This is a genomic window from Chryseobacterium sp. TQ-BC-N36 (assembly GCF_058382295.1).
The window spans coordinates 4,101,675-4,124,984 of the sequence record NZ_CM178175.1 but is presented as its reverse complement, the minus strand read 5'-3'; the positions used below and the strand labels follow the sequence as shown (position 1 = coordinate 4,124,984).

At 36.6% G+C, this 23,310-nt stretch carries 23 protein-coding genes; 12 read left to right on the top strand and 11 right to left on the bottom strand.

Annotated elements, in window-relative coordinates:
• Positions 1–277 precede the first annotated feature (277 nt).
• Genes rpsJ through rpsL form a run of 4 tightly spaced genes read right to left on the bottom strand, consistent with a single transcriptional unit; the run spans position 278 to position 3,637 of the window.
• The gene (rpsJ, locus tag AC3FI7_RS18495; protein ID WP_002661363.1) at positions 278–583 is read right to left on the bottom strand and encodes a 30S ribosomal protein S10; all 306 of its coding nucleotides are present in this window, start codon (positions 581–583) and stop codon (positions 278–280) included.
• A gap of 16 nt (positions 584–599) precedes the next feature.
• A complete protein-coding gene (gene fusA / locus AC3FI7_RS18490) occupies positions 600–2,717 on the bottom strand; it encodes an elongation factor G (RefSeq protein WP_491460664.1) in 2,118 nt (705 codons plus the stop codon).
• A 6-nt stretch (positions 2,718–2,723) separates the two neighbouring features.
• Positions 2,724–3,200, bottom strand: coding sequence for a 30S ribosomal protein S7 (gene rpsG / locus AC3FI7_RS18485; protein ID WP_062673583.1), 477 nt, complete (start codon positions 3,198–3,200; stop codon positions 2,724–2,726).
• A gap of 23 nt (positions 3,201–3,223) precedes the next feature.
• Positions 3,224–3,637, bottom strand: a complete 414-nt coding sequence (gene rpsL / locus AC3FI7_RS18480; protein ID WP_002983146.1) for a 30S ribosomal protein S12 — start codon at positions 3,635–3,637, stop codon at positions 3,224–3,226.
• Positions 3,638–4,087: 450 nt separating this feature from the next.
• On the opposite strand from rpsL, the gene AC3FI7_RS18475 reads away from it, so the two are divergent.
• The 6 genes from AC3FI7_RS18475 (at position 4,088) to AC3FI7_RS18450 (ending at position 8,371) form a co-directional block, all read left to right on the top strand.
• Positions 4,088–4,564 (top strand): Dps family protein, encoded by a 477-nt coding sequence (locus AC3FI7_RS18475; protein WP_079240229.1) that lies wholly within the window; start codon positions 4,088–4,090, stop codon positions 4,562–4,564.
• A 95-nt stretch (positions 4,565–4,659) separates the two neighbouring features.
• Positions 4,660–5,838 carry a nicotinate phosphoribosyltransferase gene (pncB, locus tag AC3FI7_RS18470; RefSeq protein WP_343660144.1) on the top strand — a complete coding sequence of 393 codons (1,179 nt, stop codon included), beginning with the start codon at positions 4,660–4,662 and terminating at the stop codon, positions 5,836–5,838.
• Positions 5,839–5,841: 3 nt separating this feature from the next.
• Positions 5,842–6,309: a YciI family protein gene (locus AC3FI7_RS18465; protein WP_343660146.1), complete on the top strand. Its 468-nt coding sequence runs from the start codon at positions 5,842–5,844 to the stop codon at positions 6,307–6,309.
• 46 nt (positions 6,310–6,355) lie between these two features.
• The gene (locus AC3FI7_RS18460) at positions 6,356–7,057 is read left to right on the top strand and encodes a hypothetical protein (protein WP_491460663.1); all 702 of its coding nucleotides are present in this window, start codon (positions 6,356–6,358) and stop codon (positions 7,055–7,057) included.
• Between the two features lie 230 nt (positions 7,058–7,287).
• Complete coding sequence (locus AC3FI7_RS18455; RefSeq protein ID WP_142725322.1) at positions 7,288–7,542, top strand: hypothetical protein; 255 nt, start codon at positions 7,288–7,290, stop codon at positions 7,540–7,542.
• A 73-nt stretch (positions 7,543–7,615) separates the two neighbouring features.
• The gene (locus AC3FI7_RS18450) at positions 7,616–8,371 is read left to right on the top strand and encodes a DUF5995 family protein (RefSeq protein WP_491460662.1); all 756 of its coding nucleotides are present in this window, start codon (positions 7,616–7,618) and stop codon (positions 8,369–8,371) included.
• Positions 8,372–8,445: 74 nt separating this feature from the next.
• Here the strand turns inward: AC3FI7_RS18450 and AC3FI7_RS18445 are convergent, their stop codons facing one another.
• From AC3FI7_RS18445 to AC3FI7_RS18425, 5 genes are all read right to left on the bottom strand, one after another.
• A complete protein-coding gene (locus tag AC3FI7_RS18445; RefSeq protein WP_142725320.1) occupies positions 8,446–11,532 on the bottom strand; it encodes an efflux RND transporter permease subunit in 3,087 nt (1,028 codons plus the stop codon).
• Positions 11,532–12,647, bottom strand: a complete 1,116-nt coding sequence (locus AC3FI7_RS18440) for an efflux RND transporter periplasmic adaptor subunit (protein ID WP_491460661.1) — start codon at positions 12,645–12,647, stop codon at positions 11,532–11,534. The genes AC3FI7_RS18445 and AC3FI7_RS18440 overlap by 1 nt, the downstream gene beginning before the upstream one ends.
• A 3-nt stretch (positions 12,648–12,650) precedes the next feature.
• Complete coding sequence (locus AC3FI7_RS18435; protein WP_491460660.1) at positions 12,651–13,925, bottom strand: TolC family protein; 1,275 nt, start codon at positions 13,923–13,925, stop codon at positions 12,651–12,653.
• Positions 13,926–14,071: 146 nt separating this feature from the next.
• Positions 14,072–15,433, bottom strand: a complete 1,362-nt coding sequence (locus tag AC3FI7_RS18430) for a sensor histidine kinase (RefSeq protein WP_491460659.1) — start codon at positions 15,431–15,433, stop codon at positions 14,072–14,074.
• A gap of 2 nt (positions 15,434–15,435) precedes the next feature.
• The gene (locus AC3FI7_RS18425) at positions 15,436–16,110 is read right to left on the bottom strand and encodes a response regulator transcription factor (protein WP_142725316.1); all 675 of its coding nucleotides are present in this window, start codon (positions 16,108–16,110) and stop codon (positions 15,436–15,438) included.
• A 224-nt stretch (positions 16,111–16,334) separates the two neighbouring features.
• On the opposite strand from AC3FI7_RS18425, the gene AC3FI7_RS18420 reads away from it, so the two are divergent.
• The 4 genes from AC3FI7_RS18420 to AC3FI7_RS18405 all read left to right on the top strand — a co-directional run bounded on the left by AC3FI7_RS18420 (position 16,335) and on the right by AC3FI7_RS18405 (position 20,363).
• Positions 16,335–17,840 (top strand): DNA recombination protein RmuC, encoded by a 1,506-nt coding sequence (locus AC3FI7_RS18420; RefSeq protein WP_491460658.1) that lies wholly within the window; start codon positions 16,335–16,337, stop codon positions 17,838–17,840.
• 12 nt (positions 17,841–17,852) lie between these two features.
• The gene (locus AC3FI7_RS18415) at positions 17,853–18,692 is read left to right on the top strand and encodes a LytTR family transcriptional regulator DNA-binding domain-containing protein (RefSeq protein ID WP_491460657.1); all 840 of its coding nucleotides are present in this window, start codon (positions 17,853–17,855) and stop codon (positions 18,690–18,692) included.
• Between the two features lie 91 nt (positions 18,693–18,783).
• Complete coding sequence (locus AC3FI7_RS18410; RefSeq protein WP_491460656.1) at positions 18,784–19,575, top strand: CPBP family intramembrane glutamic endopeptidase; 792 nt, start codon at positions 18,784–18,786, stop codon at positions 19,573–19,575.
• A 20-nt stretch (positions 19,576–19,595) separates the two neighbouring features.
• On the top strand, positions 19,596–20,363 hold the full coding sequence (locus tag AC3FI7_RS18405) for a TrmH family RNA methyltransferase (protein ID WP_491460655.1): 768 nt from the start codon (positions 19,596–19,598) through the stop codon (positions 20,361–20,363).
• Positions 20,364–20,474: 111 nt separating this feature from the next.
• On the opposite strand, the gene AC3FI7_RS18400 is transcribed toward AC3FI7_RS18405, so the two are convergent.
• Positions 20,475–20,816 (bottom strand): hypothetical protein, encoded by a 342-nt coding sequence (locus AC3FI7_RS18400; protein WP_142725311.1) that lies wholly within the window; start codon positions 20,814–20,816, stop codon positions 20,475–20,477.
• 183 nt (positions 20,817–20,999) lie between these two features.
• On the opposite strand from AC3FI7_RS18400, the gene AC3FI7_RS18395 reads away from it, so the two are divergent.
• Both AC3FI7_RS18395 and AC3FI7_RS18390 read left to right on the top strand, forming a co-directional pair.
• A complete protein-coding gene (locus tag AC3FI7_RS18395; protein ID WP_491460654.1) occupies positions 21,000–22,181 on the top strand; it encodes a hypothetical protein in 1,182 nt (393 codons plus the stop codon).
• A complete protein-coding gene (locus AC3FI7_RS18390) occupies positions 22,165–22,746 on the top strand; it encodes a hypothetical protein (RefSeq protein ID WP_142725309.1) in 582 nt (193 codons plus the stop codon). Before AC3FI7_RS18395 ends, AC3FI7_RS18390 begins: the two co-directional genes overlap by 17 nt.
• On the opposite strand, the gene AC3FI7_RS18385 is transcribed toward AC3FI7_RS18390, so the two are convergent.
• Positions 22,695–23,273 (bottom strand): 5-formyltetrahydrofolate cyclo-ligase, encoded by a 579-nt coding sequence (locus AC3FI7_RS18385; protein ID WP_491460653.1) that lies wholly within the window; start codon positions 23,271–23,273, stop codon positions 22,695–22,697. The two genes, AC3FI7_RS18390 and AC3FI7_RS18385, sit on opposite strands and share 52 nt — an antisense overlap.
• Positions 23,274–23,310 lie beyond the last annotated feature (37 nt).

Sequence of the window (23,310 nt, the reverse complement as noted above, 5' to 3'; positions counted from 1 at the left end):
TAATTCTAAATAAACAAATGAATCTGACTTATGTCACCCTAAAAAGTACTGTAATTATCAGATCATTAATCAGCAATGAGGAGCCTTTAAAACCTTGAAACAGTTCTCGTCAATCGTTAGAAGTATTATTCTTCAGACTTTATATGGTTAAAAAAAGTACAATACAAAAAAAGCAGATTTGCCAACCACAAATCTGCTCTATTCTGCCAGATAATATCATAAAAAAATCCGCCCCTAAAAGGGACGGACTATATAATCATTGCAAAGTATGCATTTATCACACTTTAATTTCTACATCTACACCTGAAGGAAGTTCTAATTTCATTAGAGCATCAACAGTCTTAGAAGAAGAAGAGTAGATATCCATTAGTCTCTTGTGAGCTGAAAGTTGGAACTGCTCTCTTGCTTTCTTGTTTACGTGCGGAGATCTCAACACTGTGAAGATTCTCTTGTTAGTTGGTAATGGAATTGGTCCGTTTACAACAGCACCAGTAGCCTTTACCGTTTTTACGATTTTCTCAGCAGACTTATCTACCAAGTTATAATCGTAAGATTTTAGTTTTATTCTGATTCTTTGTGACATTTCTTTAATTTAAAAATTAACCTTTTGCTTTAGCTATGATTTCTTCAGCAACGTTTTGTGGAGTTGGTGCGTATTTCTCTAATTCCATAGAAGAAGTAGCTCTTCCTGATGAAAGTGTTCTTAGAGTTGTTACATATCCAAACATTTCAGAAAGTGGAACAGAACCTTTGATTACAACAGCTCCGTTTTTCTCTTCCTGGCCACTGATAGTACCTCTTCTCTTGTTAAGGTCACCAATGATGTTACCCATATATTCTTCCGGAGTTACAACTTCCAGTTTCATAATAGGCTCCATAATTACTGGTTTAGCAGCTTTACCAGCTTCTTTAAATCCTAGCTTAGCAGCCATTTCGAAAGAAAGAGCGTCAGAATCCACTGCGTGGAAAGATCCATCTTTAAGAGTAACTTTAATACCTTCAACTTCGAAACCAGCCAATGGACCGTTCTTCATTGCAGCTTTAAATCCTTTTTCAATTGCAGGAACAAATTCTCTAGGAACGTTACCACCTTTGATCTCATTGATGAATTCTAAACCAACTTTACCTTCGTCTGCAGGTCCTAGTTCAAATACAATGTCAGCAAATTTACCTTTACCTCCAGATTGCTTTTTGTAAACCTCTCTGTGGCTGGCAACTTTTGTTAAGTTTTCTTTGTACTCTACCTGAGGTTGTCCTTGGTTTACTTCAACTTTGAACTCTCTCTTCATACGGTCAACAATGATATCTAAGTGAAGCTCACCCATACCAGAGATGATTGTTTGTCCAGAAGCTTCGTCAGTTCTAACAGTAAACGTTGGATCTTCTTCTGCCAATTTAGCTAAAGCGTTACCCATTTTATCCTGGTCAGCTTTAGTTTTAGGCTCAACAGCGATACCAATTACCGGATCAGGGAAAACCATAGATTCAAGAATGATCGGGTTTTTCTCATCACACATTGTATCACCAGTTTTGATAGACTTGAATCCTACCGCAGCACCAATATCACCAGCTTCAATATATTCTACCGGATTTTGTTTGTTAGCGTGCATCTGATAGATTCTTGAGATTCTTTCTTTATCACCTGAACGAGTGTTCAAGATATAAGAACCTGCATCCAGTCTTCCAGAGTAAGCTCTGAAGAATGCTAATCTTCCCACGAACGGGTCAGTAGCAATCTTAAATGCTAAAGCTGCGAAAGGCTCGTCTACAGATGGCTTTCTTGTAATTTCAGCATCAGTTCTTGGATCAGTACCTTTGATGTCATCTTTATCCAATGGAGATGGTAAGTATTTACATACTGCATCTAACATAAACTGTACTCCTTTGTTCTTAAATGAAGAACCACAAGTCATTGGGATAATAGATAAATCGATAGTTGCAGCTCTCAATGCAGCATTGATTTCTTCTTCTGTAATTGAATCCGGATCTTCAAAGAATTTCTCCATCAAAGTTTCGTCATACTCAGAAACAGCTTCAACTAATTTCTCTCTATATTCAAGAACTTCATCTTTCATGTCTTCAGGAATTGGCACTACTTCGAAAGTAGCTCCTTGTCCTGCTTCATCCCAGATGATCGCTCTGTTTTTAATTAAGTCAACAACCCCTTTGAAATCTTCTTCAGCACCGATTGGTAAAACGATTGGAACTGCGTTAGATCCTAACATTTCTTTAACCTGGTTTACCACGTTAAGGAAGTCAGCACCCTGTCTGTCCATTTTGTTTACGAATCCCATTCTAGCAACCTTGTAGTTGTCAGCAAGTCTCCAGTTTGTTTCAGACTGAGGCTCTACTCCATCTACTGCAGAGAATAAGAATACCAATCCATCCAATACTCTTAAAGATCTGTTTACCTCTACTGTGAAGTCAACGTGTCCCGGTGTATCAATGATGTTGAAGTGGTAAGGCTTAGTTTCAGCAACAGGTTTTCCTTGATCTGTTGGAAAGTTCCAAGAACAAGTAGTCGCTGCAGAAGTAATAGTAATACCTCTTTCTGCTTCCTGCTCCATCCAGTCCATTGTAGAAGCACCATCGTGAACTTCTCCAATTTTGTGGTTTACCCCTGTATAGAATAGAATCCTTTCTGTAGTGGTAGTCTTACCTGCGTCAATGTGAGCAGCGATACCAATATTTCTTGTATATTTAAGATCTCTTCCCATTTCAGATTAGAATTTGAAGTGTGAGAAAGCTTTATTAGCTTCCGCCATTTTGTGAGTATCAGATTTCTTTTTGAAAGCAGCACCTTCTTCTCTTGAAGCAGCTACTACTTCGTTAGCTAATTTCAAAGCCATTGACTTATCATTTCTAGCTTTAGAATATTTGATTAACCATTTCATTGCCATAGAAATTTTTCTGTCAGCTCTGATTGGCATAGGGATCTGGAAGTTAGCTCCACCTACTCTTCTAGAACGTACTTCTACGTGAGGCATTACATTTGTAAGTGCATCTTTCCAGATTTCAAGTGCAGTTTTCTCGTTATCTCCTTTTTTAGTTTCTACGATATCTAATGCATCATAGAAAATTTTGAATGCGATTGACTTCTTACCGTCAAGCATTAAATTGTTTACGAATCTCGTTACCAATTGATCATTAAATTTCGGATCTGGTAACAACGGTCTTTTTTTCGCTTTTGTCTTTCTCATTGCTTTTGTACCTTATTTAATGATTACTTTTTCTTTCCTTTTGCAGGAGCTGCTGCTGCTTGTCCTGGTTTAGGTCTCTTAGCTCCGTACTTAGATCTTCTCTGTGTTCTTCCATTTACACCAGCTGTGTCTAATGCACCTCTTACGATGTGGTAACGTACTCCCGGTAGGTCTTTCACCCTTCCGCCTCTAACCAATACTATCGAGTGCTCTTGAAGATTGTGTCCTTCGCCCGGGATATAGGCATTCACTTCTTTACCGTTAGAAAGTCTTACCCTTGCTACTTTTCTAAGTGCAGAGTTAGGTTTCTTAGGTGTAGTAGTATATACTCTCGTACATACACCACGTCTTTGTGGACAAGAATCAAGGGCAGCCGATTTGCTCTTCTTGGCAAGCGTGGCTCTTCCTTTTCTTACTAATTGTTGAATAGTAGGCATTTAATTGCTTTTTATTTTAGGGTGCAAAAATAGGAATATTTTTTTAATCTGCAAATACTTATATAAAAATTAAAATCAAATACTTACATCAAAAATAGAAGACATTTCAGTATGACAATCGGTGAAGCATAATATATAGGCGAAAAATCCAAAGAAGTACATCTGTTTTGACACTTAAAAAATGAATATTAAATAATTATGAAATTTATCCCGGGAAAGATTTTTCATAATTTTTTAGTTCTCAAACAGATTTCAGGAGTAAATTCGATACATCCAAACTCTTTTAAAAAACTTTCTTATAGTTATCATCTATTAATAATCAACCGTGTTCGGCATGATATTTCGTAAATTTGAAAGACAAATGATAAACGCATTGAATCACCACACACTTTTCGCTTTTAACTGAAGCCGGTGATTGAATTTAACTTTAAAAAATAAATATATACACATATGAAAAATGCTAGTATTATCGGTCTTAAAGAAGCCGACTGCAAAAAGATCTCAGAAAAATTAAATGTACTGTTAGCCAACTACTCTGTATTTTATCAGAATACAAGAGGTTCACACTGGAACATCAAAGGAGAGCAGTTCTTTACCCTTCATCCCAAATTCGAAGAATTATACAACAGTCTTGTATTAAAAATTGACGAAATTGCAGAAAGAATTCTGACATTAGGAGCAACACCGGCTCATAACTATTCAGATTATTTAAAGGTAGCAACCATCAAAGAAAGCAAAGAAGTAACAGATGGCACCAAAAGTGTTGAGCAGATTTTAAGCTCATTTAAAGTAGTGATTGATCTGCAGAGAGAACTTTTGGATATTACCGATGAAGCAGGAGATGAAGGTACCAACTCTCAGATGAGCGACTATATTACAGAACAGGAGAAAGAAGTTTGGATGTACAATTCTTATCTTGGAAAATAACTCCATCAAAAGCATGGAAATATTTCAAAAAAATCGCCTTACATTTAGGCGATTTTATTTTTTATTTTTATATTTGCGTTAAAATTACACATATTATGAACGACGTAAGACTGAATTCTATCCTGGATAATGATTTTTATAAAATAACGATGCAGAATGCTGTGGTAAAATTATTTCCCAGCTCTATTGTAAAGTACGAATTCATCAATAGAGGAAAACATCACTTCCCGGAAGGATTTGACGTTGCTTTAAGAGAAGCTGTGAATAAAATGGCCGAACTTAAACTTACGAAAGATGAAAAAAAGTTCATGGCAAGAACATGTCCTTATATAGATCTACCCTACCTTGATTTTTTGGAAGGCTATCATTACGACCCGTCTGAAGTGAAAATTCATCAGGAGGGAGGTGATCTTTCTGTTATTGTTGAAGGACTGTGGTACAGAACCATCCTTTGGGAAGTTCCGCTGCTCGCCTTGATCAGTGAGCTGCATTATGAAATGAACCACATGGAAAGAGATTCTAATGATGTGGTCATGAGCAAAACACTGGAAAAAGCAGACTCATTGGGCAGATTGGGCGTTACTTTTGCAGAGTTCGGAACGAGAAGAAGACATTCTTATAAGGTGCAGAATCTTGTAATGGAAGCCTTGACTCAGAAAAAGGATTCTACTTTTATCGGAAGCTCAAATGTTCATTTTGCAATGAAATATGGGGTAAAACCCATTGGAACGCATGCTCACGAATGGTTTATGTTTCATGCTGCTGAATACGGATTCAAAATGGCTAACGAAATGGCCCTGGAACATTGGGTAGATGTCTACAGAGGAGATCTTGGAGTGGCTTTGTCCGATACTTATACTACCGATGTTTTCTTCCAGCAGTTCGATAAAAAATTTGCAAAGCTTTTTGATGGCGTACGTCACGACAGTGGAGATGCCCTTGAATTTGCAGATAAGACCATTGCCCACTATCAAAGAAACGGTATTAATCCTATGTTTAAATACATTATTTTTTCGGATGCATTGAATCTTGAAAAGGTAGAAGAAATTACTAACTATTGCAGAGGAAAAATCGGTATTTCATTTGGAATAGGGACCAATCTTACTAACGATGTAGGACTGAAACCAATGAATATTGTCATGAAGCTGATCGGTGTGCAGGCCCCTAATAAAGAATGGATCCCTACGGTAAAGCTTTCCGATGAGCATGGCAAATATACGGGGGATCCTAAAATGATCGAACTGGCTAAAGAGTTTTTAAGAATTAAAAACTAAATTATGAAACTAAAAATTTTCCTCATCCTTCCCGTTCTGGCTACAGGACTAATTTTTGCCCAGCAGAAAACTGAAAAGCCAAAATTCAATCAGACCCTTGCAGATTCTTTAGGTGCAGATAAGTATGGAATGAGGCCCTATACAGTGGTCATGTTGACAACAGGCACTGCCAAGATTGAAGACAAAGCCCAAATGAGCGAACTGATGAAAGGCCATATGACCAATATCGGCAAACTGGCCAATGAAGGTAAAATTGTTGTAGCCGGACCTTTTCTTGAAAAGAATAAAGAGAATTACCGCGGTATGTTTATCTTCAATACAAAATCTAAGGAAGAAGCCGAACAGTGGGTAAAAACAGATCCGGCAGTTCAGGCCGGTGTGTTCAATTACGAAATCTTTCCTTGGTATGGCTCAGCTGCTCTGCCTTTGTACCTTAAACATCATGGTGAAATTGCAAAAGAAAATCCTTAAAAAAAATAAAGCACAAATACTTTTCGTACTTATCTCATTATTATTTATGCAAAGCTGTAGTAAACAGCCAGCTATTTTTGAGTTTACCACTGAGAAGGCTGACATAGACATTTTTGATGATCTTAAAAAATTAAAAGATTTACCTCCCGCCGGATTTCTTTATAGCGATACCCAATATGAAATATGGAAAACCTGCTCGGGAGAATGGGGAGGAACTGTTTATTTTAAAAATAAAAAATCAGGAAAAATATATTACGCAAAAGCCAACTGCCCTGTTTCTGTAAATAAAATTAATAATAAGTATTATATATCAAGTTCCATGTCACATCTTTTTGGCAGTTCAGATATTCTAGAAATTACTGATCCTGAAAAAATGGAACAGACTACTAAAATTCCTCTTTATCATCCTAGTATTATTACAAGGGAATACGAATCCCACTCCTCACAAGGAACAAAAGCATTGATAGATACTGCTGGAGTCATTATAATGTCAAGCTTTGTATATAAACAAAAATTATATTCAATTCTATCAAATTCTCACAATACACGAGCTACAATTTCAGAGCTTCGAAATAACAAATTCTATACAATACAGGAAATTGATAAGGACTTTTTTTCTGATGAGCCCATCATTATAAAGGAATCAGAAACTCATCAGAAAATTTATGTTCAGCATCCCCAGCCCTGTATTCTTGAAATTAAGGAAAATAAAATCAAGTTTATTTCTTATACAAAAAGTAAAAAATAAAGAGATAACCTTTCATATAATCTTCACGTCCCTTTCACACCTCTCTTTACTGGAAATCAAACACTCAACCCACACATTAAAGCATTATATTTCAAATAATTACTAATAAACACATATAAATATTTCTTGCATCAATGAATTAATTTAATTACTTTAGCTATTGAGTGATTCAACTTACTTATTTAATTGTGAGCGAGTTACCAACCAAACTATAATTAAAAATTAATCTCATGAAAAAAATGAATTTTACAAAACTTTTGAGAGCAGAACTGAAAGATGTGTTCGGAGGAACGCTGTATCCGGCAGAATGTCCCGGAGGGTGTCATGGTGAAGGCATGATCAGATGTCCTGACGGTACTACCACAATGACCAATTTTATATGCATGGGGGGAACCTGTCAACCGGCTGCCATGTGCAAACCCCTGGTTCTTGAGCCTTTTCCTGATCCGATAATCATCACTGATCCGTTGATCATTACCCCATAATCAGAATGAACAATACATAAAGTGAGCTTACCCGCTCACTTTTTTAGTATCTTTAAATCAACAAAAAACCATCATGAAAACCATTGAGGAAGTTCTGAAAAAACTGGATAAGATTATTATCTGGTGCAAGGAAAATAAAAGTACTGCAGGATATTTTGCATGCACTTACCGAATTATGACAGCACAGGTTCTGAAAGGAATTCAGCAGAAAAAATTTGAAGACAATCCGAGGATGACTTCGCTTGATATTGCTTTTGCACAGAGGTATCTTCAGGCATGGGACAGTTACAGCAAGGGAGAGAAATGTACCAATTCATGGTACATCGCCTTCGAAGCCACAAAGAATAAAGATCTTCTGATCTTACAGCATATTTTTTTGGGAATGAATGCACATATCAATCTGGATCTGGGTATTTCCGCTGCATCTATTATGCCTTACCGAAAGATAAACCCATTGAAAAGAGATTTTGAAAATATTAACAGCGTCATTGCTTCCATTAATCAGAACGTACAGGATTCACTGAATAAAATCTGCTATCCTGTAGATCTTATTGATAAACTTTCGAATGGGAAAGATAATGCCGTACTTGATTTTGCTATTTCCAAAGCAAGAGATACTTCCTGGGCTACCGCTGTGATTGCCTCCAATACTCCGAATTTCTTAAGAGAATCAGTAACCGGTATTGTTGATTATGCAGCCGCCAGAGTTGCCACTCAAATTCTGAATCCAAAAATCCTCACTCCTACTCTTCTAAAAGAGCTTAAAAAATGTGAGAGCAATGATATAGTGAAGAATATTGAAATATTGGAATTTACAAAGAATTCATAACAAAAAAAGGCCGGGATCTTCCTCACGGATCCCGACCTCATAATGAACAAAATAAAAGAAACTATAGTACTTCCTTATGCCTTTTTACGGTAGGCATAATGGAAAATAATAGGCAATATTGTGAATGACAGCAGCATACAGACAATCAATCCTCCTACAATCATAATGGCTAAAGGCTTCTGAATTTCGGAACCCATCCCGTTTGACATAGCGGCAGGAAGAAGTCCCATAGATCCCATCAGGGCGATCATCACCACAGGACGAATTCTGCTCTTTACTCCTTCTGCAATGGATTCTTTAAGAGACATTCTGTTTTGCAGGTTCTCTTTCATCACCCCAATCAGAACAATTCCGTCAATAGTTGCCACTCCGAAAAGAATGATAAAACCGATTCCTGCTGAAATTCCGAAGATAGTTCCCGTAAACCAAAGGGATAAAAATCCTCCGATAAATGCAAATGCCAGTGTAATGGACGAAATCAATGTGTCTTTTATATTTCCGAAGTTGAAATACAGCAGCATCAGAATAAGAACTAAAGAAATCGGTACAACCATAGCCAGCTGTTTTGCTGCTCTTTCCTTGCTCTCAAATTCACCGGCCCACGTCATCTTATGATTTTTCGGAAGCTTCACTTCTTTCTCTACTTTTTCTTTTGCTTCTTTGATGGTACTTCCGAGATCACGCCCTTCAATATTAAATCCTACTCCGATATATCTGCTGTTTCCTTCCCGGTAAATAAATGACGGTCCGGTATGATAATCAATGGTGGCGATTTCCTTCAGTGGAACCTTTTTGTTATCCTGAGTCGGGATAAGGATATTTCCCATCTTTTCAGGTGTATCCCGATATTGTTTTTCAAATCTCAGCATTACATCAAACATTCTTTCCTCTTCGTAGAATTTGGTAGCAGCCTGCCCGCCAATTGTCATTTCAATAACAGCCTGAGCATCCGCAGTAGAAACCCCGTATTTTGCCATTTTGGAATCATGAAGCTGTATTCTCAATTCCGGAAGTCCGATATTTTTGAAAACATTTACATCTGATATTCCGGAAACTGTTCTGATGGAACCGGCCACTTTATTGGCATAATTTTCAAGTTCGAAAAGATCATTTCCAAAAATTTTAATGACCAGCGGAGCTTTTACCCCTGCCACATATTCTTCTACATTATCCTGTATCGGCTGACTGAATCCAAAGTTGATTCCCGGATACTTTTCAAGTGAAACTCTCATTTCTTCAAGAAGTTCTTCCTTGGATATTTTTTTCTTCCATTCATTTTCAGGTTTCAGCTGGATATTAAATTCAATATTAAAGAAACCGGTGGGATCTGTTCCGTCGTTGGGACGGCCGGTCTGCGTCATAACAAATTTTACTTCATCATATTTCATTAAAATCTCTTTCATCTCTTTAGTTAACCGTACTGACTCGTCCAGATTGACACTGTTGGGAAGGGTTGCCCTTACATAAATGGCTCCTTCGTTCAGTTTGGGTAAAAACTCAGACCCGTAATTTGAAAATCTCCAGCCGCAAATGGCAAGCAAAGCAACAAAACCAATGATGAAACCTTTTTTGTGACGGTCGCTGAATTCATAGATTCTATAGATATTGACTCTGAAAAATCTTGAAATAAAATTTTCTTTCTCTTCAATATTTTTAGTCAGTAAAAGTTTACACATTGCCGGAACGTAAGTCAAACTCAGGATCAAGGATCCTAACAGTGCATATCCCAGAGTAAATGCCAGAGGAGAGAACATCTTACCTTCTACTTTCTGGAAAGAGAAAATCGGCATCAGGGCAACAATAAGAATCAACAGAGCGAAGAAAATATAGCCTGCCACACTTCCTGCACTTTTCTTGATGATTCCCAGCTTCGAAATTTTATTGAATCTCCGCAGTCCTATCTTTTTCGCTTTGAGCTCGAGGGCAACAAAGACATGTTCCACAATCACCAGTGTTCCTTCCAGAAGCAATCCGAAATCTAATGCTCCCATGGAAATCAGGTTGGCTGGCAACCCCTGAATTTTAAGCATAATAATAGCAAACAGGAAAGCCAGAGGAATCACTGAAGCTACAATGAAAGTCGTTCTCCAGTTATAAAGGAAAATAAATACAATGACAGAAACGAGAATAACTCCTTCAACAAGATTTTTGGAAACAGTATGAACCGTAGTGTTTACAAGTTCTGTACGGTCGATGATGGGAACAATCTGAACATCACCGGGAAGCTCTCCCCCGTTCAGCTGTTCAATTCTGTCTTTCAGTTTTGCGATCACTTCACTTGGGTTTTCACCACGAAGCATAATCACGATTCCTTCTACAACATCATTTTCTTTGTTATACCCTACCTGTCCTAATCTCGGTTTTGCAGAAACTTTTACCTCTGCAACATGTTTCACCAAAATAGGGGTAGAACCCTTAACCTCTATCTGAATATTCTCAATATCCTCTTTTCTCTCCAAAAGACCAATCCCCCGCACTACATAGGCCTGATCTCCTTTTGCCACTACATCTCCTCCTACATTGATATTACTTTTCGAAACCGCTTCATACACATCCAGGGGGGAAAGGTCATAATTGTGTAACTCCGTAGGATTAATTTTTATTTCATAGGTTTTCTCTTCTCCACCAAAACTTACTACATCAGCTACCCCGGGAACGGCAAGCAATTCTCTTTCAACCACCCAATCCTGAATGGCAGTCACTTCTTTAATAGGAAGTTTACTCTTGATGATATACCGGTAAATTTCACCGGTTGCCCCGGAAGGCGGTTCAATGCTGTATTCTGCTCCGGCAGGAAGATTTACGTTTCCGAGTTTATTGGAAGCGTACTGCTGTGCATAAAAATCATTGACATGATCATCAAAAATAACCGTTACCACAGATAACCCGAACAGGGAAATAGAGCGTACCGATGTTTTATTCGGAATAGCGTTCATTTCCTTTGATATAGGTAAGGTGACAAATTTTTCTATTTCTTCAGCGCTTCTTCCCGGCCATTGGGTAATAACCCTCACCCTGGTATTGGTAACATCAGGAAATGCTTCAATAGGTGTATGCATATAGGAATAGATTCCTCCGGCCAGCAAAAGAAAAGTTCCCAAAAGAACGATCAGTGAGTTTTTTAAAGAGAAGGAAACTATATTCTGTACAAATTTTCGCATTACTTCGTGGAGTTATTTAATTGGTTTTTCAGGTTTTCATAGATCAGCAGCCCATTGGAAGCGATGATATTTTCACCTGGCTTTAAATTTCCTTCTATATAAATATACCGGCTGTTGGAAGCAATTTCAGTGACAGATCTGATTTCAAGCTCACAGTCTTTTTTATACACGACTACATAGCTTTGATTGTTATCGAAGATCAAAGCCTTTGCAGGAATAGCCAATGCGCTTTTATTCTGTGAATTAATTGGCAGTACAACATCTGCAGACATTCCGGGTCTCAGCTTCATTCCGTTATTATCCATAATGATTTTGGCTTTAAGCACTCTTTCATTCTCATTAAAGACCTGGGAAATATTGTTGATTTTACCAGAGAAACTGTCATCCGGATAAGCCAGTGTTTTTACCACTACAGGCTGATCTACATAAACATGCCTCATATTGGTAGCGTATACATTCGCCATTACCCAGACTTTGTCCAGATTGGAAATGGTAAACAGCTGCTCTCCCCCAGCGGTAACAGGCATTCCTTTGGAAATATTCTTTGAAATAACATATCCGTCTGCCGGAGCTTTTATCTGAATGGTATTTCCTCCTGCTGAGTACAGCTGCATATTTTTCTGCGTTTTGGAAATATTAGATTGCAATATGGCGACTTCAGAACGTGCTTCCTGTAAATCTTTCTGAGAGGCAATATCATCTTTATACATCGCTTCTACAGAAGACAGCTTTCTTTTCGCAACCGCCAGCTGAGCCTGAAGAGTCTGGGTATCATCCTGCATTTCGTTTACAGCGGTACTCTTTACGCTCGCCAGTGTCTGCCCCTTTTTCACATAATCTCCAAGGGAGAAATAAGTATCAATCACCACTCCGTCCACGAGACTTACAAAAGGAACTGTTTTGTCCGAATTACTTTCCACTTCTCCGGTAAGCGTAATACTTTCTTCTATGGGAAGCATTTCTGCTTTAGCCAGTTTAATATCTTTCTTAAGCTCTTTGCTGATGCAATAGCCTTTTTCAGCTTCTTTATTTTCTTTTTCTCCGGTACAACCTGTAAAGATTACTAAGGCAGACAGGTAGATGGCAGCAATGTATTGAGTAGTATTCTTGTTCATATCTTATAAGTCTTGTCCTACAGCATACTGCAGGTTTTCGTAGTATTGATTAAGTTCTTTTTTAGTATCCAGTATGATCATTTTGTTTCCTATGTAAGTATCCAGAAAATCCATATACTCCAGCATGCTGATATTTCTTAGTCTGAAGTTTTTCTCATGGCTTACCAGCAAACCGTCCAGTGTAGACTCGTAATTTTCATCGATCTCTTCTGAAACTTTCTGCGTCCGGATATAGTTCCTGAAAACAGAGATAATTTCATTCTCTGATTTCAGCATATTTTTACGGGTCTCCAATTTGCTTTTCTCAATCTCCAGTTTGGCTTCCTGGATATTTCCTTTATTTCGGTCGAAAATGGGCAGATCCATAGAAATTCCTAATCCTATAAAGTCTTTCATGATATTTCCTCCCCGGTCGTATCCTATAGAAAGGGCAACATCCGGAGTTTTCATGGCATTTTGAATTTCCAGGTTTTTGGCAGCGTGCTTTTCATTATTCTTTGCGATCAGAATATCAGGACGGTTTTCTTTAGCTTTTTCCATCCATTGGGTCACTTCCAGCTCTGAAAGTTGTTTTTCAGGCATGATGAATGGATCAGAAATAATCAGATAAGACTGTGACGGCAGCATCAATAAGGCTTTAAGCTCAACCTGCTGGTCCTCAATTTCCTGTTTTAATGAAATCAGTTTCTTTTTGAATTCAATTTCCTGTGCTTTCAGACGGACATATTCAGCTTTACTGATGTTTCCAAGGCTTAGTTGGTTATTGTATGATTTCGTTAATTTTTCAATGGAAGCAATCTGTCCCTGATAGATCTTCTGCTGTTCCTGGTTGTAAAGAATTTCGGTAATGGTATTTCTCAGTGTTTTCTTAAGCTCCCGTAAGACTTCCTGCAGCTCATACTTCTCTCCTTCCACTTCTATTTTCTGCAGTTCAATATTTTTCCGTCTTTTACCCGCAGTCTGAATCACCTGTTCTATCTCAGCAGAAATCTGGCTGTTTTTCCCCCAGTTTCCAATCAATGCGGGTTGTTCTTCAATATCATAGGTCCTCCAAAGATTGACTTCGCTGATACTTAATTTGGGATTGGGCCAGTATTTAGCCTGAACAGCTCTTGCTTCAGCTTGTGAAATGTCAAGCTTTTGTGCAATCAGATCCAGGTTTTTAGTCAAAAAAAGCGTTTCAGCCTCTTTTCTGCTGATCTTCATGGTATCTGAAATCTGCGCTAAAAAGAAACTGAAACAATGAATATAAAATAGGGTAAAAAATAGCTTCTTCAAGGTCTCTTATTTTAAGACCACAAAGCTATTTGTCTAAGATTAGACGGAATTTTAAACAAAATTAAAATTCGGTTAGTTCAACATTAGAGTTTGATTAGAACTTTTTTAAAACATGAAAAACATGAACATTTTCACGAATAGCACAATCAAAAATGAACAGGAAATTTAAGAAGAACGCTTGTTCCAACATTGACAATAGAATCAATTTCCATCTGAATATTATGGTGATCAAAGATGCTTTTTGAAAGAGAAAGGCCAATTCCACTTCCTTTCACCGTATCTACATTTTTCCCTCTGTAAAAAGTTTCAGATATTTTGTCAAGATCTTCAGAAGGAATTCCTCTTCCTTCATCTTTTACCCGGATATGCAGCTGGCTGTCTTTTTCTGATAATGTAATCACGACAGGTTTATCAAAAGAATATTTGATGGCATTTTCTACAATATTATACAATGCCAGATACAACAGGGTCTCATTTCCCGGAAATTCCAGCAAAGCGGGTTTTGTTACCTTAAGCTCTATTTTAATGGATGAATTGTTTTCTTTTGCTTTGGGTTCCAGTTTTTCATAGATTTTCCAGATCAGCTCATCCACTCTCATTGGTTGATGAGAAGATTCAAGTTTTGTCATTCCGGACATCAGCAAAAGATTGTTAAGAATATTTTCAATCTCATATACATTTTCCAATGACTCTTTTGCCACCTCTCTGTATTCTTCAGGAGTCCGGTCCTTTTGGGCGAAAACTTCAAGATTTCCAGAGATAGCTGCTAAGGGAGTTTTAAATTCATGAGAAACATAATTGATAAAGTTCTGCTGTAAGAGTACATTTTCAGAAATTCTTCCCAGCAGTTTATTATAAGATTTAATAAGCTCTTCGACTTCATCATTGGTATTGGTAGAAGTAATTGCGGTAGAAATATTATTATAATCCACTTTATTAATGCGTTCCACTACATTCGAAATAGGCTTATAAACGACCTTCGAAAGATATCTGCTCAGGAAATAGATCACTAAGAGTCCCACTATCAGCACAGAAAGCATAATGATTGCCAGTCTCAGGATCTGCGACTGAAAAGAATCATTCGGGGACTTTACAAAAACGACAAAGTCACCCTGATTGTCCGGATAAAAAATACCATAATAGAATTGGTTATCAGACATAAACTGCAGACCTTTATTATTTCTTACAGCCTTCAAATGAGAAAGTTTTATATTCTTATCATTCAGATTATGTCCAAAAGTTACCTCGTTATTCTGATTGTAAACCGCAACCCTGTTGTTCTGAATCAGATGATTGTATTCTTTTTTGATCTGGGCATGCCGATCTTTAGGAAGCTCATCTTTTTCCAGATAATAAATAGCAGAAATAAGGGCCGTATTTCTCAGTTTTTCAAAATAAAAAATCTTGGTACTGTCATAATAGGCAAAGAATATCACCGCAGATGTGATGATAGAGACAATGCCAAATGAAAGGCTTGAAATAAGGGTAAACCTGTTTCTGAGAGTCATTTTCAGTCTTTAATCAAGTATCCTGTTCCTTTTACGGTATGAATAATTTTCTGCTCTGTTTCATCAATTTTATTACGCACATAGGAAATATAGACATCCACTACATTCGTCGTATTATCAAAATCAATTCCCCATACTTTATGTAAAATCTGGGTTCTGCTCAGCACCTTATTTTTATTCTCCATCAGGAAAGTAAAAAGCTTGTATTCTGTAGGCGAGAATTCTATTTCCTTATCATTCTGTGTCACTTTATGAAGATCTGTATCAATAGTAATATTTCCACATGATAAACACTGATCTTCTTTCTGGTAGCTCAGTTTATTTCTCCTGGTTAGCGCTTTGATTCTTGAAATCAATTCTTCAAAATGAAATGGTTTTGACAGATAATCATCAGCGCCCATGTCCAGCATTTTGATTTTATCATCCGGGCTGTTCAAAGCACTTAATACGAGAATTGGAGTATAATTTCCTTTAAACCTTATCACTTGTGTAAGCTGCATCCCATCCAAACCTGGAAGCATGATATCCATTAATATAATATCAAAATCATAGCTGTGAAGAAGTTCGCGTGCCTTTTCTCCTGAATCTGCAAGGGTCATATTGTAACCGGCCTCTGAAAGGCCTTTTATCAGAAAATTGCTGATTCTTTGATCATCTTCTACCAACAAAATATTCATAAGTTTCTGAAATTTCCTATAAATATAGGTATTCTAATTAAGAAAGGAGGCCGGAGGATGGAAGAGGGAGATAATGGAATCTTATATAAAACAATTGTTCTTCATTTTATACACCTTTAAAAAAACATTGACATTACTTAAAAAAACAGTCAGTTCTTACCTGCACAGAAGTAACTTCCAACATCCTTCTTCCAGCTTCCAGCCTTTTTTCATAATTTTGGAAGATGGAGATGATATATTTAATTATTGGGTTAATTGCCGGTGGTATACTAGGCGCAGTAATATTGTATTTTGTGTTGAAATCATCTATGGTTTCAAGAAGTTCTTATGATACGCTGAATAGCTTATCGATTAAAACCCAGTCTGATCTTGAAAATTCAAACCTGAAAATTCAGGAACTTCTTCAGAATATTAGCAAAGAGAAAGAGACCAATATCTTGCAGCAGGATTTACTGGATGATCTGAAAAATGAATTTTCTAAAGTCTCCGCCGAATATTCTGCTTTAAATATTCAGTTTCAGGAATTAAAACAAATCAATCAGAGACAGACTTCTCAGATAGAAAACCATATCCTGGAAAAGCAGACCCTTTTTGCTAAAAACTCTGAACTTTCTGCCAAAAATGAAGGTCTGCAACAGTCTCTCGACACTCAGAAAGAAGAAATTATCAAGATCCAGGAAGATTCTAAACTCCAGTTTGAGAACCTTGCCAATAAAATTTTAGAAGAGAAAACTGAAAAGTTTACTACTTTAAATCAAAATAACTTAAAAAATATCCTTGGGCCTTTTCAGGAGAAAATTGCTGACTTAAAAAACAAAGTCAATGAAGCCTATGAAAAGGAAAATAAAGAACGTTTCTCTCTTGCAGAAAAAGTGAAAGAGCTGGCAGAACTGAACCAGCAGATTTCTGAAGATGCTAAAAAACTTACCCGGGCTCTGAAAGGAGAAAGTAAAACCCAGGGAAACTGGGGGGAGATGATTCTGGAAAGTATTCTGGAAAAATCCGGACTGGTAAAAGGAAGAGAATATTTCCTGGAACATGAATTACGTGATGAAGACAATAAAGCTTTATTCTCAGAATTCTCCGGGAAGAAAATGCGTCCTGATGCCGTGGTCAAATATCCTGATGAAAGAAACGTGATTATTGACTCTAAAGTTTCTCTTACGGCTTTCACAGAATTGGTAGATGAAACTGACGCTGATATATATGCTATCAAACTGAACCAGCACCTTGGATCTATCAAGAACCATATTAACCAGCTAAGTCAGAAAGCATATGATGATTATGGAAAATCACTGGATTTCGTGATGATGTTCATTCCTAGTGAGCCGGCTTATATCGCAGCAATGCAGGCAGATCAGAATCTTTGGAATTATGCTTATGAAAGAAGAATCCTGCTTCTTAATCCAAGCAATCTGATCACTTCCCTGAAGCTGATTGCCGATCTGTGGAAACGTGAATATCAAAACCGAAACTCCATAGAAATTGCCGAACGCGGCGCCAGGCTTTATGACAAATTCGTAGGCTTTGTAGAAAATCTGGAAAAAGTAGGGCGAAATCTGGATCAGGCTAAAAATGTTTATAATGATGCTTACAAACAGCTCTACACCGGAAATGACAACCTTGTGGTCCAGACCCAAAAACTGAAATCATTAGGAATTAAAAATAAAAAAGATCTGCCGCAAAGTCTCATTGACAATAGTAATCTTATTGAACCATCAGAAAGCTAAATCCCGGTTTGTATGTTTTCTTTTGCATCATATCCTTACCCCAAATCCGAATCTTTCAAAGAAATTTTAGTTTCTTCGCTGGGAGCAGGAGTTTCTGTGTATTTGTTTCTGATTATTTTTCAGCCTTTTGGCACGGAAAACTTTCAACACCGTTACAAATTCTTACTACTTTTTCCCTATTGCGTAATCTTTGGAACAGTATTTTTAATGGCCAATCTTATAACTTTCCGTTTTACCCACTGGAATATTGGTGCAGAGCTTTTAAAAATAATTTTCATCTTATTTTTCGGTTCAGTTCTATCCTACTTTTACAATTCATTATTCTTAAGCCACGTAGAACTTGACCTGGGCAATTATTTTTATATGTTCCTATATTCCCTTGCCGTTGGAATACCAATTTCAATCATCTATATTTTATCCCGGTACATCTATTTAAAGAATATTCACGAAAAGAAAGCACACACTATTTCTCAACATCTTCCCGTTCCAGCTCCTGAACAACAACAGAATCTGTTAAAAATATCAGCCCAGAATACAGAGCTTAGGATCAATGAAAAAGATTTTCTTTGCGCACAGTCCATGGAAAACTACTGTACGTTTTACTTTTTGGAGAATAACAGCTTAAAAAAAACATTGATCAGAATAAGCTTTTCTAATGCTTTACAACAAATCGAAACTGATTCTGTCAAAAAATGCCACCGTTCCTATATTGTCAATCTTAGAAGAGTAAAAAATCTCAAAGGAAATGCTCAGGGTTACAAATTAATTCTTCCGGAAATTGACTTTGAAATTCCGGTTTCCAGAAGTTTTATTTCTTCAATTATTCCTCAATTACAACAGCAGAATCCATAATTTTTGTCATTCGTCACTCTTCTTTGTTATTCATCACATTAAAATGAAAGCATAGATTTAAAGCCACATTTTTGCTCAAAATTTAACAGACATGAGTAAAAACATCCGCTTCTTTTTCATCTTTATTCTAGGTTTTACAATCTATTATTTCTTCGATTTTTTCTTTTTTAAAAACATTCAGACGTTTTCAAAAAATTGGTTTCATAGCAAAGCCATTGCCCATATAATAGCTTATTCAGTAACTTTAATTCCACTGATGGCTACATTAAAAATTTTGTTACCCAAAAGAAATATTTCAGATCTGCTTTCATTAAACAGGCCTGTTATCAAAGGATTTTCTTTTGCGGTTATCGGAACGCTTCCTATGCTTATCGGATATATGATTCATTTTAAAGCAGTCAGTAAAATAAATTTGGAAACCTTGTTTATCAATACCTTTTCATCAGCATTTTTTGAAGAGATCATTTTTAGAGCTTTTCTTATTGGAGCATTATATCGTTTTACCCGACTTGGTTTTTTATCATCTGCCTTATTCGGTTCACTGCTATTTGCGCAGGTGCATTTATACCAAAGTCAAAATATAAAAGAGCTTATTGAGATATTTACCATTACGTTCTTAGGATCAATATTCTTCGCATGGGCCTATTTTGAGTCGGAATTCAACTTATGGACCGCCATATTTCTTCATTTCTTTATGAATCTGTACTGGGAAATCTTTAATGTATCGGAAAATGTTTCAGGAAATCTCTATGGAAATCTGTATAAACTGATATCAATTGTAGTCCTGATTGTAGTTATCATCTGGTTTAAAAGAAAAAATAAAATCCCGTTTAAGGTCACCTGGAAAAGCCTTTTTATCAAAACCAGAGAAATTCAATCATAAATTTTGCATAATTTTGCGGAATGTTGATAGAAAGTTTTCAAAACGATAAAATAAAAAATGTCACTAAGCTCCTTACTGACAACAGGTTTCGTAAAAAATCAAAAGTTTTTGTAGTAGAGGGCCAGCAGGAAAATGAAAGGGCAATGCAGTATAATTTTGAGCCTCTGGAGTTTTTTATCTGCGAAAATATCTTTAAAGGGAGCCTTCCCGGTGGAAAAATCCATTATGTAAGCGAGAAAGTATATGAAAAAATTGCTTACAGAGGAAGTTCAGAAGGTATTATCGGGATCTACCAGACAAAAGACATTCCACTTTCTTCATTTAACCCTAAAGAAAATTCTACGGTGATTATTGTGGAAGGGGTCGAAAAACCAGGAAATCTTGGAGCCATTTTAAGAAGCTGTGAAGCTTTTGGAATTGATGCGTTAATTGTCGCTGACGGAAAAACCGACTTCTATAATCCTAATGTGATCAGATCCAGTGTAGGCTGCCTTTTCGGGATGGAAGTATACCAGGCTGAAAATGAAGAGACATTTGAATTCCTTCAAAAAAACAGTTTCAATATTTACACAACGCTTATGGATGAAAGTGCCGAAGATCTTTACAAAAGAGACTTCAGACAACGTTCTGCCGTATTATTCGGTACAGAACATTCCGGATTAAGTGATTTCTGGATTGGGAAAGGAAAAAACACTTTGATTCCTATGGCAGGAAGTATTGATTCTTTAAATCTGAGTAATGCAGTAGCGATTACCTGCTATGAATCTTTGAAACAGAAAAAAGGATAAACAGTTGGTGTAATTGTATAAATTGCTTCGCCTTAGACTCACAATGACAAAACATAAAAAAACCGTTTCACTGGGTGAAACGGTTCTTTTATTGTTAAGCGTATGCTAGAATTATTTCTTAGCAGCGTCTTTTGCAGCATCTTTAGCAGCGTCAGCAGCACCTTTAGCAGCATCAGCAGCTCCTTTAGCAGCTTCTCCAGCTCCTTTAGCAGCATCTTTAGCAACTTCAGCACCAGCAGCAGTTGTAGCAGCAGCAGCATCTTTAGTAGCTTCTACAGCAGTAGTTGCAGCAGAATCAACAACTTTAGCAGCAGAATCAGAAACTACAGCAGCAGAATCAGCTACGTTAGCAGCAGCAGAATCAGTTGCTCCTTCAGTAGAAGTAGCTTCAGTTTTTTTACAAGCAACTAGAGAGATTGCAGCGATAGCAGCTACGAATAATGACTTTTTCATAATAAATTAAATTTAATTTTGTTAATATTGTTTTATAAAATTTTCTTCTGTTCTGTTATTTGAACAAGACAAAGGTAGAGCAGTTAGAAAATTTGTCTATGAAAAATAATTGTAATACCTTTGTAAAATAGTTTTACAAAAAAACATAACTGATAATCAACAATTTAATTATTTAAAAAAAAATTGACAGACTTAGATCTACTTCACTTTGAACAGCTAAAAAAGGATGTCCAGGGTCAATACTTAAAAGAACACACCCCTTCACAGGATGATATTTCCAAGTGGAAGGGTATTGATATCATATATTTCCAGGAAGACCTTCGCAAAAAAGCGAAAGGCAACATCAGTGAAAAGTCATTTTATACCTATTTCAAAACTTCACCGGTCACTAAATTACCAAGAATAGACATGCTCAATTTATTGAGTATTTATGCGGGGTACGGCTCATGGTATGATTTCAAGAAACAGCATCTTTTTGCCGGAGAATTATTACTGGAAAATGAAAACCTTGAGGAAGAAGAAATCAAAGAACTGGAAAAAACAGTATCTGCTGCTCTTGAACTTCCAAAAGAGGAATTTCAGCCTAAAAAAACCGACGCACACACTGCCGAAATTTCCGATTTACAAAAATCAAATACTGATAATCAATACATTAAACAAAAAACACCAGCTACCAATGAAATAACAATTTCATCCGTTGCACCTAAGAAAAACTTTTTCAAAAAGAACGCCTGGGCACTTGTCACTTCAGTTCTTATTGCCATCACAGGTCTTTTAGGATTCAAAGATGTACTTTTTTCAAAAACATATAAATATTGTTTCATCGATAAAGACAGAGGAGTTTCTGTAATCAATACCTTAGAAATAATGGTGGTCAAAGAAAATGAATCTCCATTAATGTATAAAATAAAACCAGGAGAGTGTTTTTACTATTCTACCAAAGATAAAAATCTGAAAATGCGCATCAGCGCTCCTTTTTATGAGCCGCTTGAAGTAAACAGAAATCTTGAAAACGCCCCCGAGGAGGAAAAAATAGAGCTGAAACCGGACGATTATAAGATGGCGGTCTATTATTTCTCCATAAAAGACATCAAAGGAGGAAATCCTGATGAACAGGTGGCTCTTATAAAGCAAAAAAGAAATCAGCTGGAAAACCTTATCAGCAGCAATGCGGTTATCTATCAGGTATATGACAATGATACCTATGGAATAGAAAGGCTGGATAAACAGAAATACATTACGCTGGTAACCACTCCGACAACCTCTCTGAAAAACCTGAATGTAATAGAAATGAAAAAGGATATCAAAGGTAAGATTGTATCCATTAAATTTAAAATTGCTACCACAGATGAAAAGAATAAATAATTTTTTAATTTTCACCGTGCTTCTGACTTTATTTATTGCCTGTAACAATAAAACTTCAGAGGTAAGCGACCTCGATAAACTACGAAACAGCAACAATGAAAAAAGCTATCCTGCTGTACAGATGGATAGCATGCAGGCCATTAACTCCATCACCAAACAGAAAGTTCAGGAACTTCTTGACCTGTCAACTCTTTATCTGACCGGAAATCGAAATACGGAAATAGATACTGTCATTTACTCACAAATGGAAAGCTATTTCCACAAACCGGATTCGTTGACATTCAAAAAACTGCTGAAAGAGCTGGACAGCATGAAAGTAAAGACGGCAAAAGTAAGTAACCTGAATGTTTATAAAGAATTTTACAAAAAGGATACTTTGGATTACGCCAAGTTCAATGTTGAGTATTTTGACAATAAAAACAAGTCTCTGGGAAGCTTTGAAAAGAATGCACAATACATTCTGCTGTCAACTTCAAAACTTAAAAAAGAATTTAAATTTTATTTTCTGGATTTTTATTCCAAACCGCTTAAGAAAGACAGCACTTCTGTAGGAGTGACCAAATAGTCAAGGGGAATATCATTCTCCCAGACATCATCCACATATTCATCGGGGTCAAAATAATTGACTCCGATTTTTTTGGTGTCCGGAGATATACTTTGAAACAAAACATCATAAAATCCTTTCCCGTATCCTACGCGATTTCCTTTCCTGTCACAATACAGCAATGGGGTAATGACATAATGAAAGTCATTTTCAACGGAATCTTCATTGGAAACCGGTTCTGAAATTCCCCAGCTGTTAGTTTCAAAAACAGTGTCTTTAAAGATCTCAATATTAATCAGTTGATCAGCAACAATCTTAGGTACATAAACCCGGATATTCTGCGCTAAAAAATACTGAATGAAGATTTGGGTATCAATTTCCTTTCTTGCCGAAATAGGGATGAAAATATGTACTTTTTCCCCTTCTTTCGGATTGAAATACTGAATAAAATTTTCAAAAATCTTCTGTGATAACAAGAAAGCCTCATCATCAGACAAGGCTTTTCTTTTTTGGGTATATTTTTTTCTAAGCTCAGCTTTCAGCATCATTATCAAGTTGTTTTAACTGACATAATTTTTACCCGAG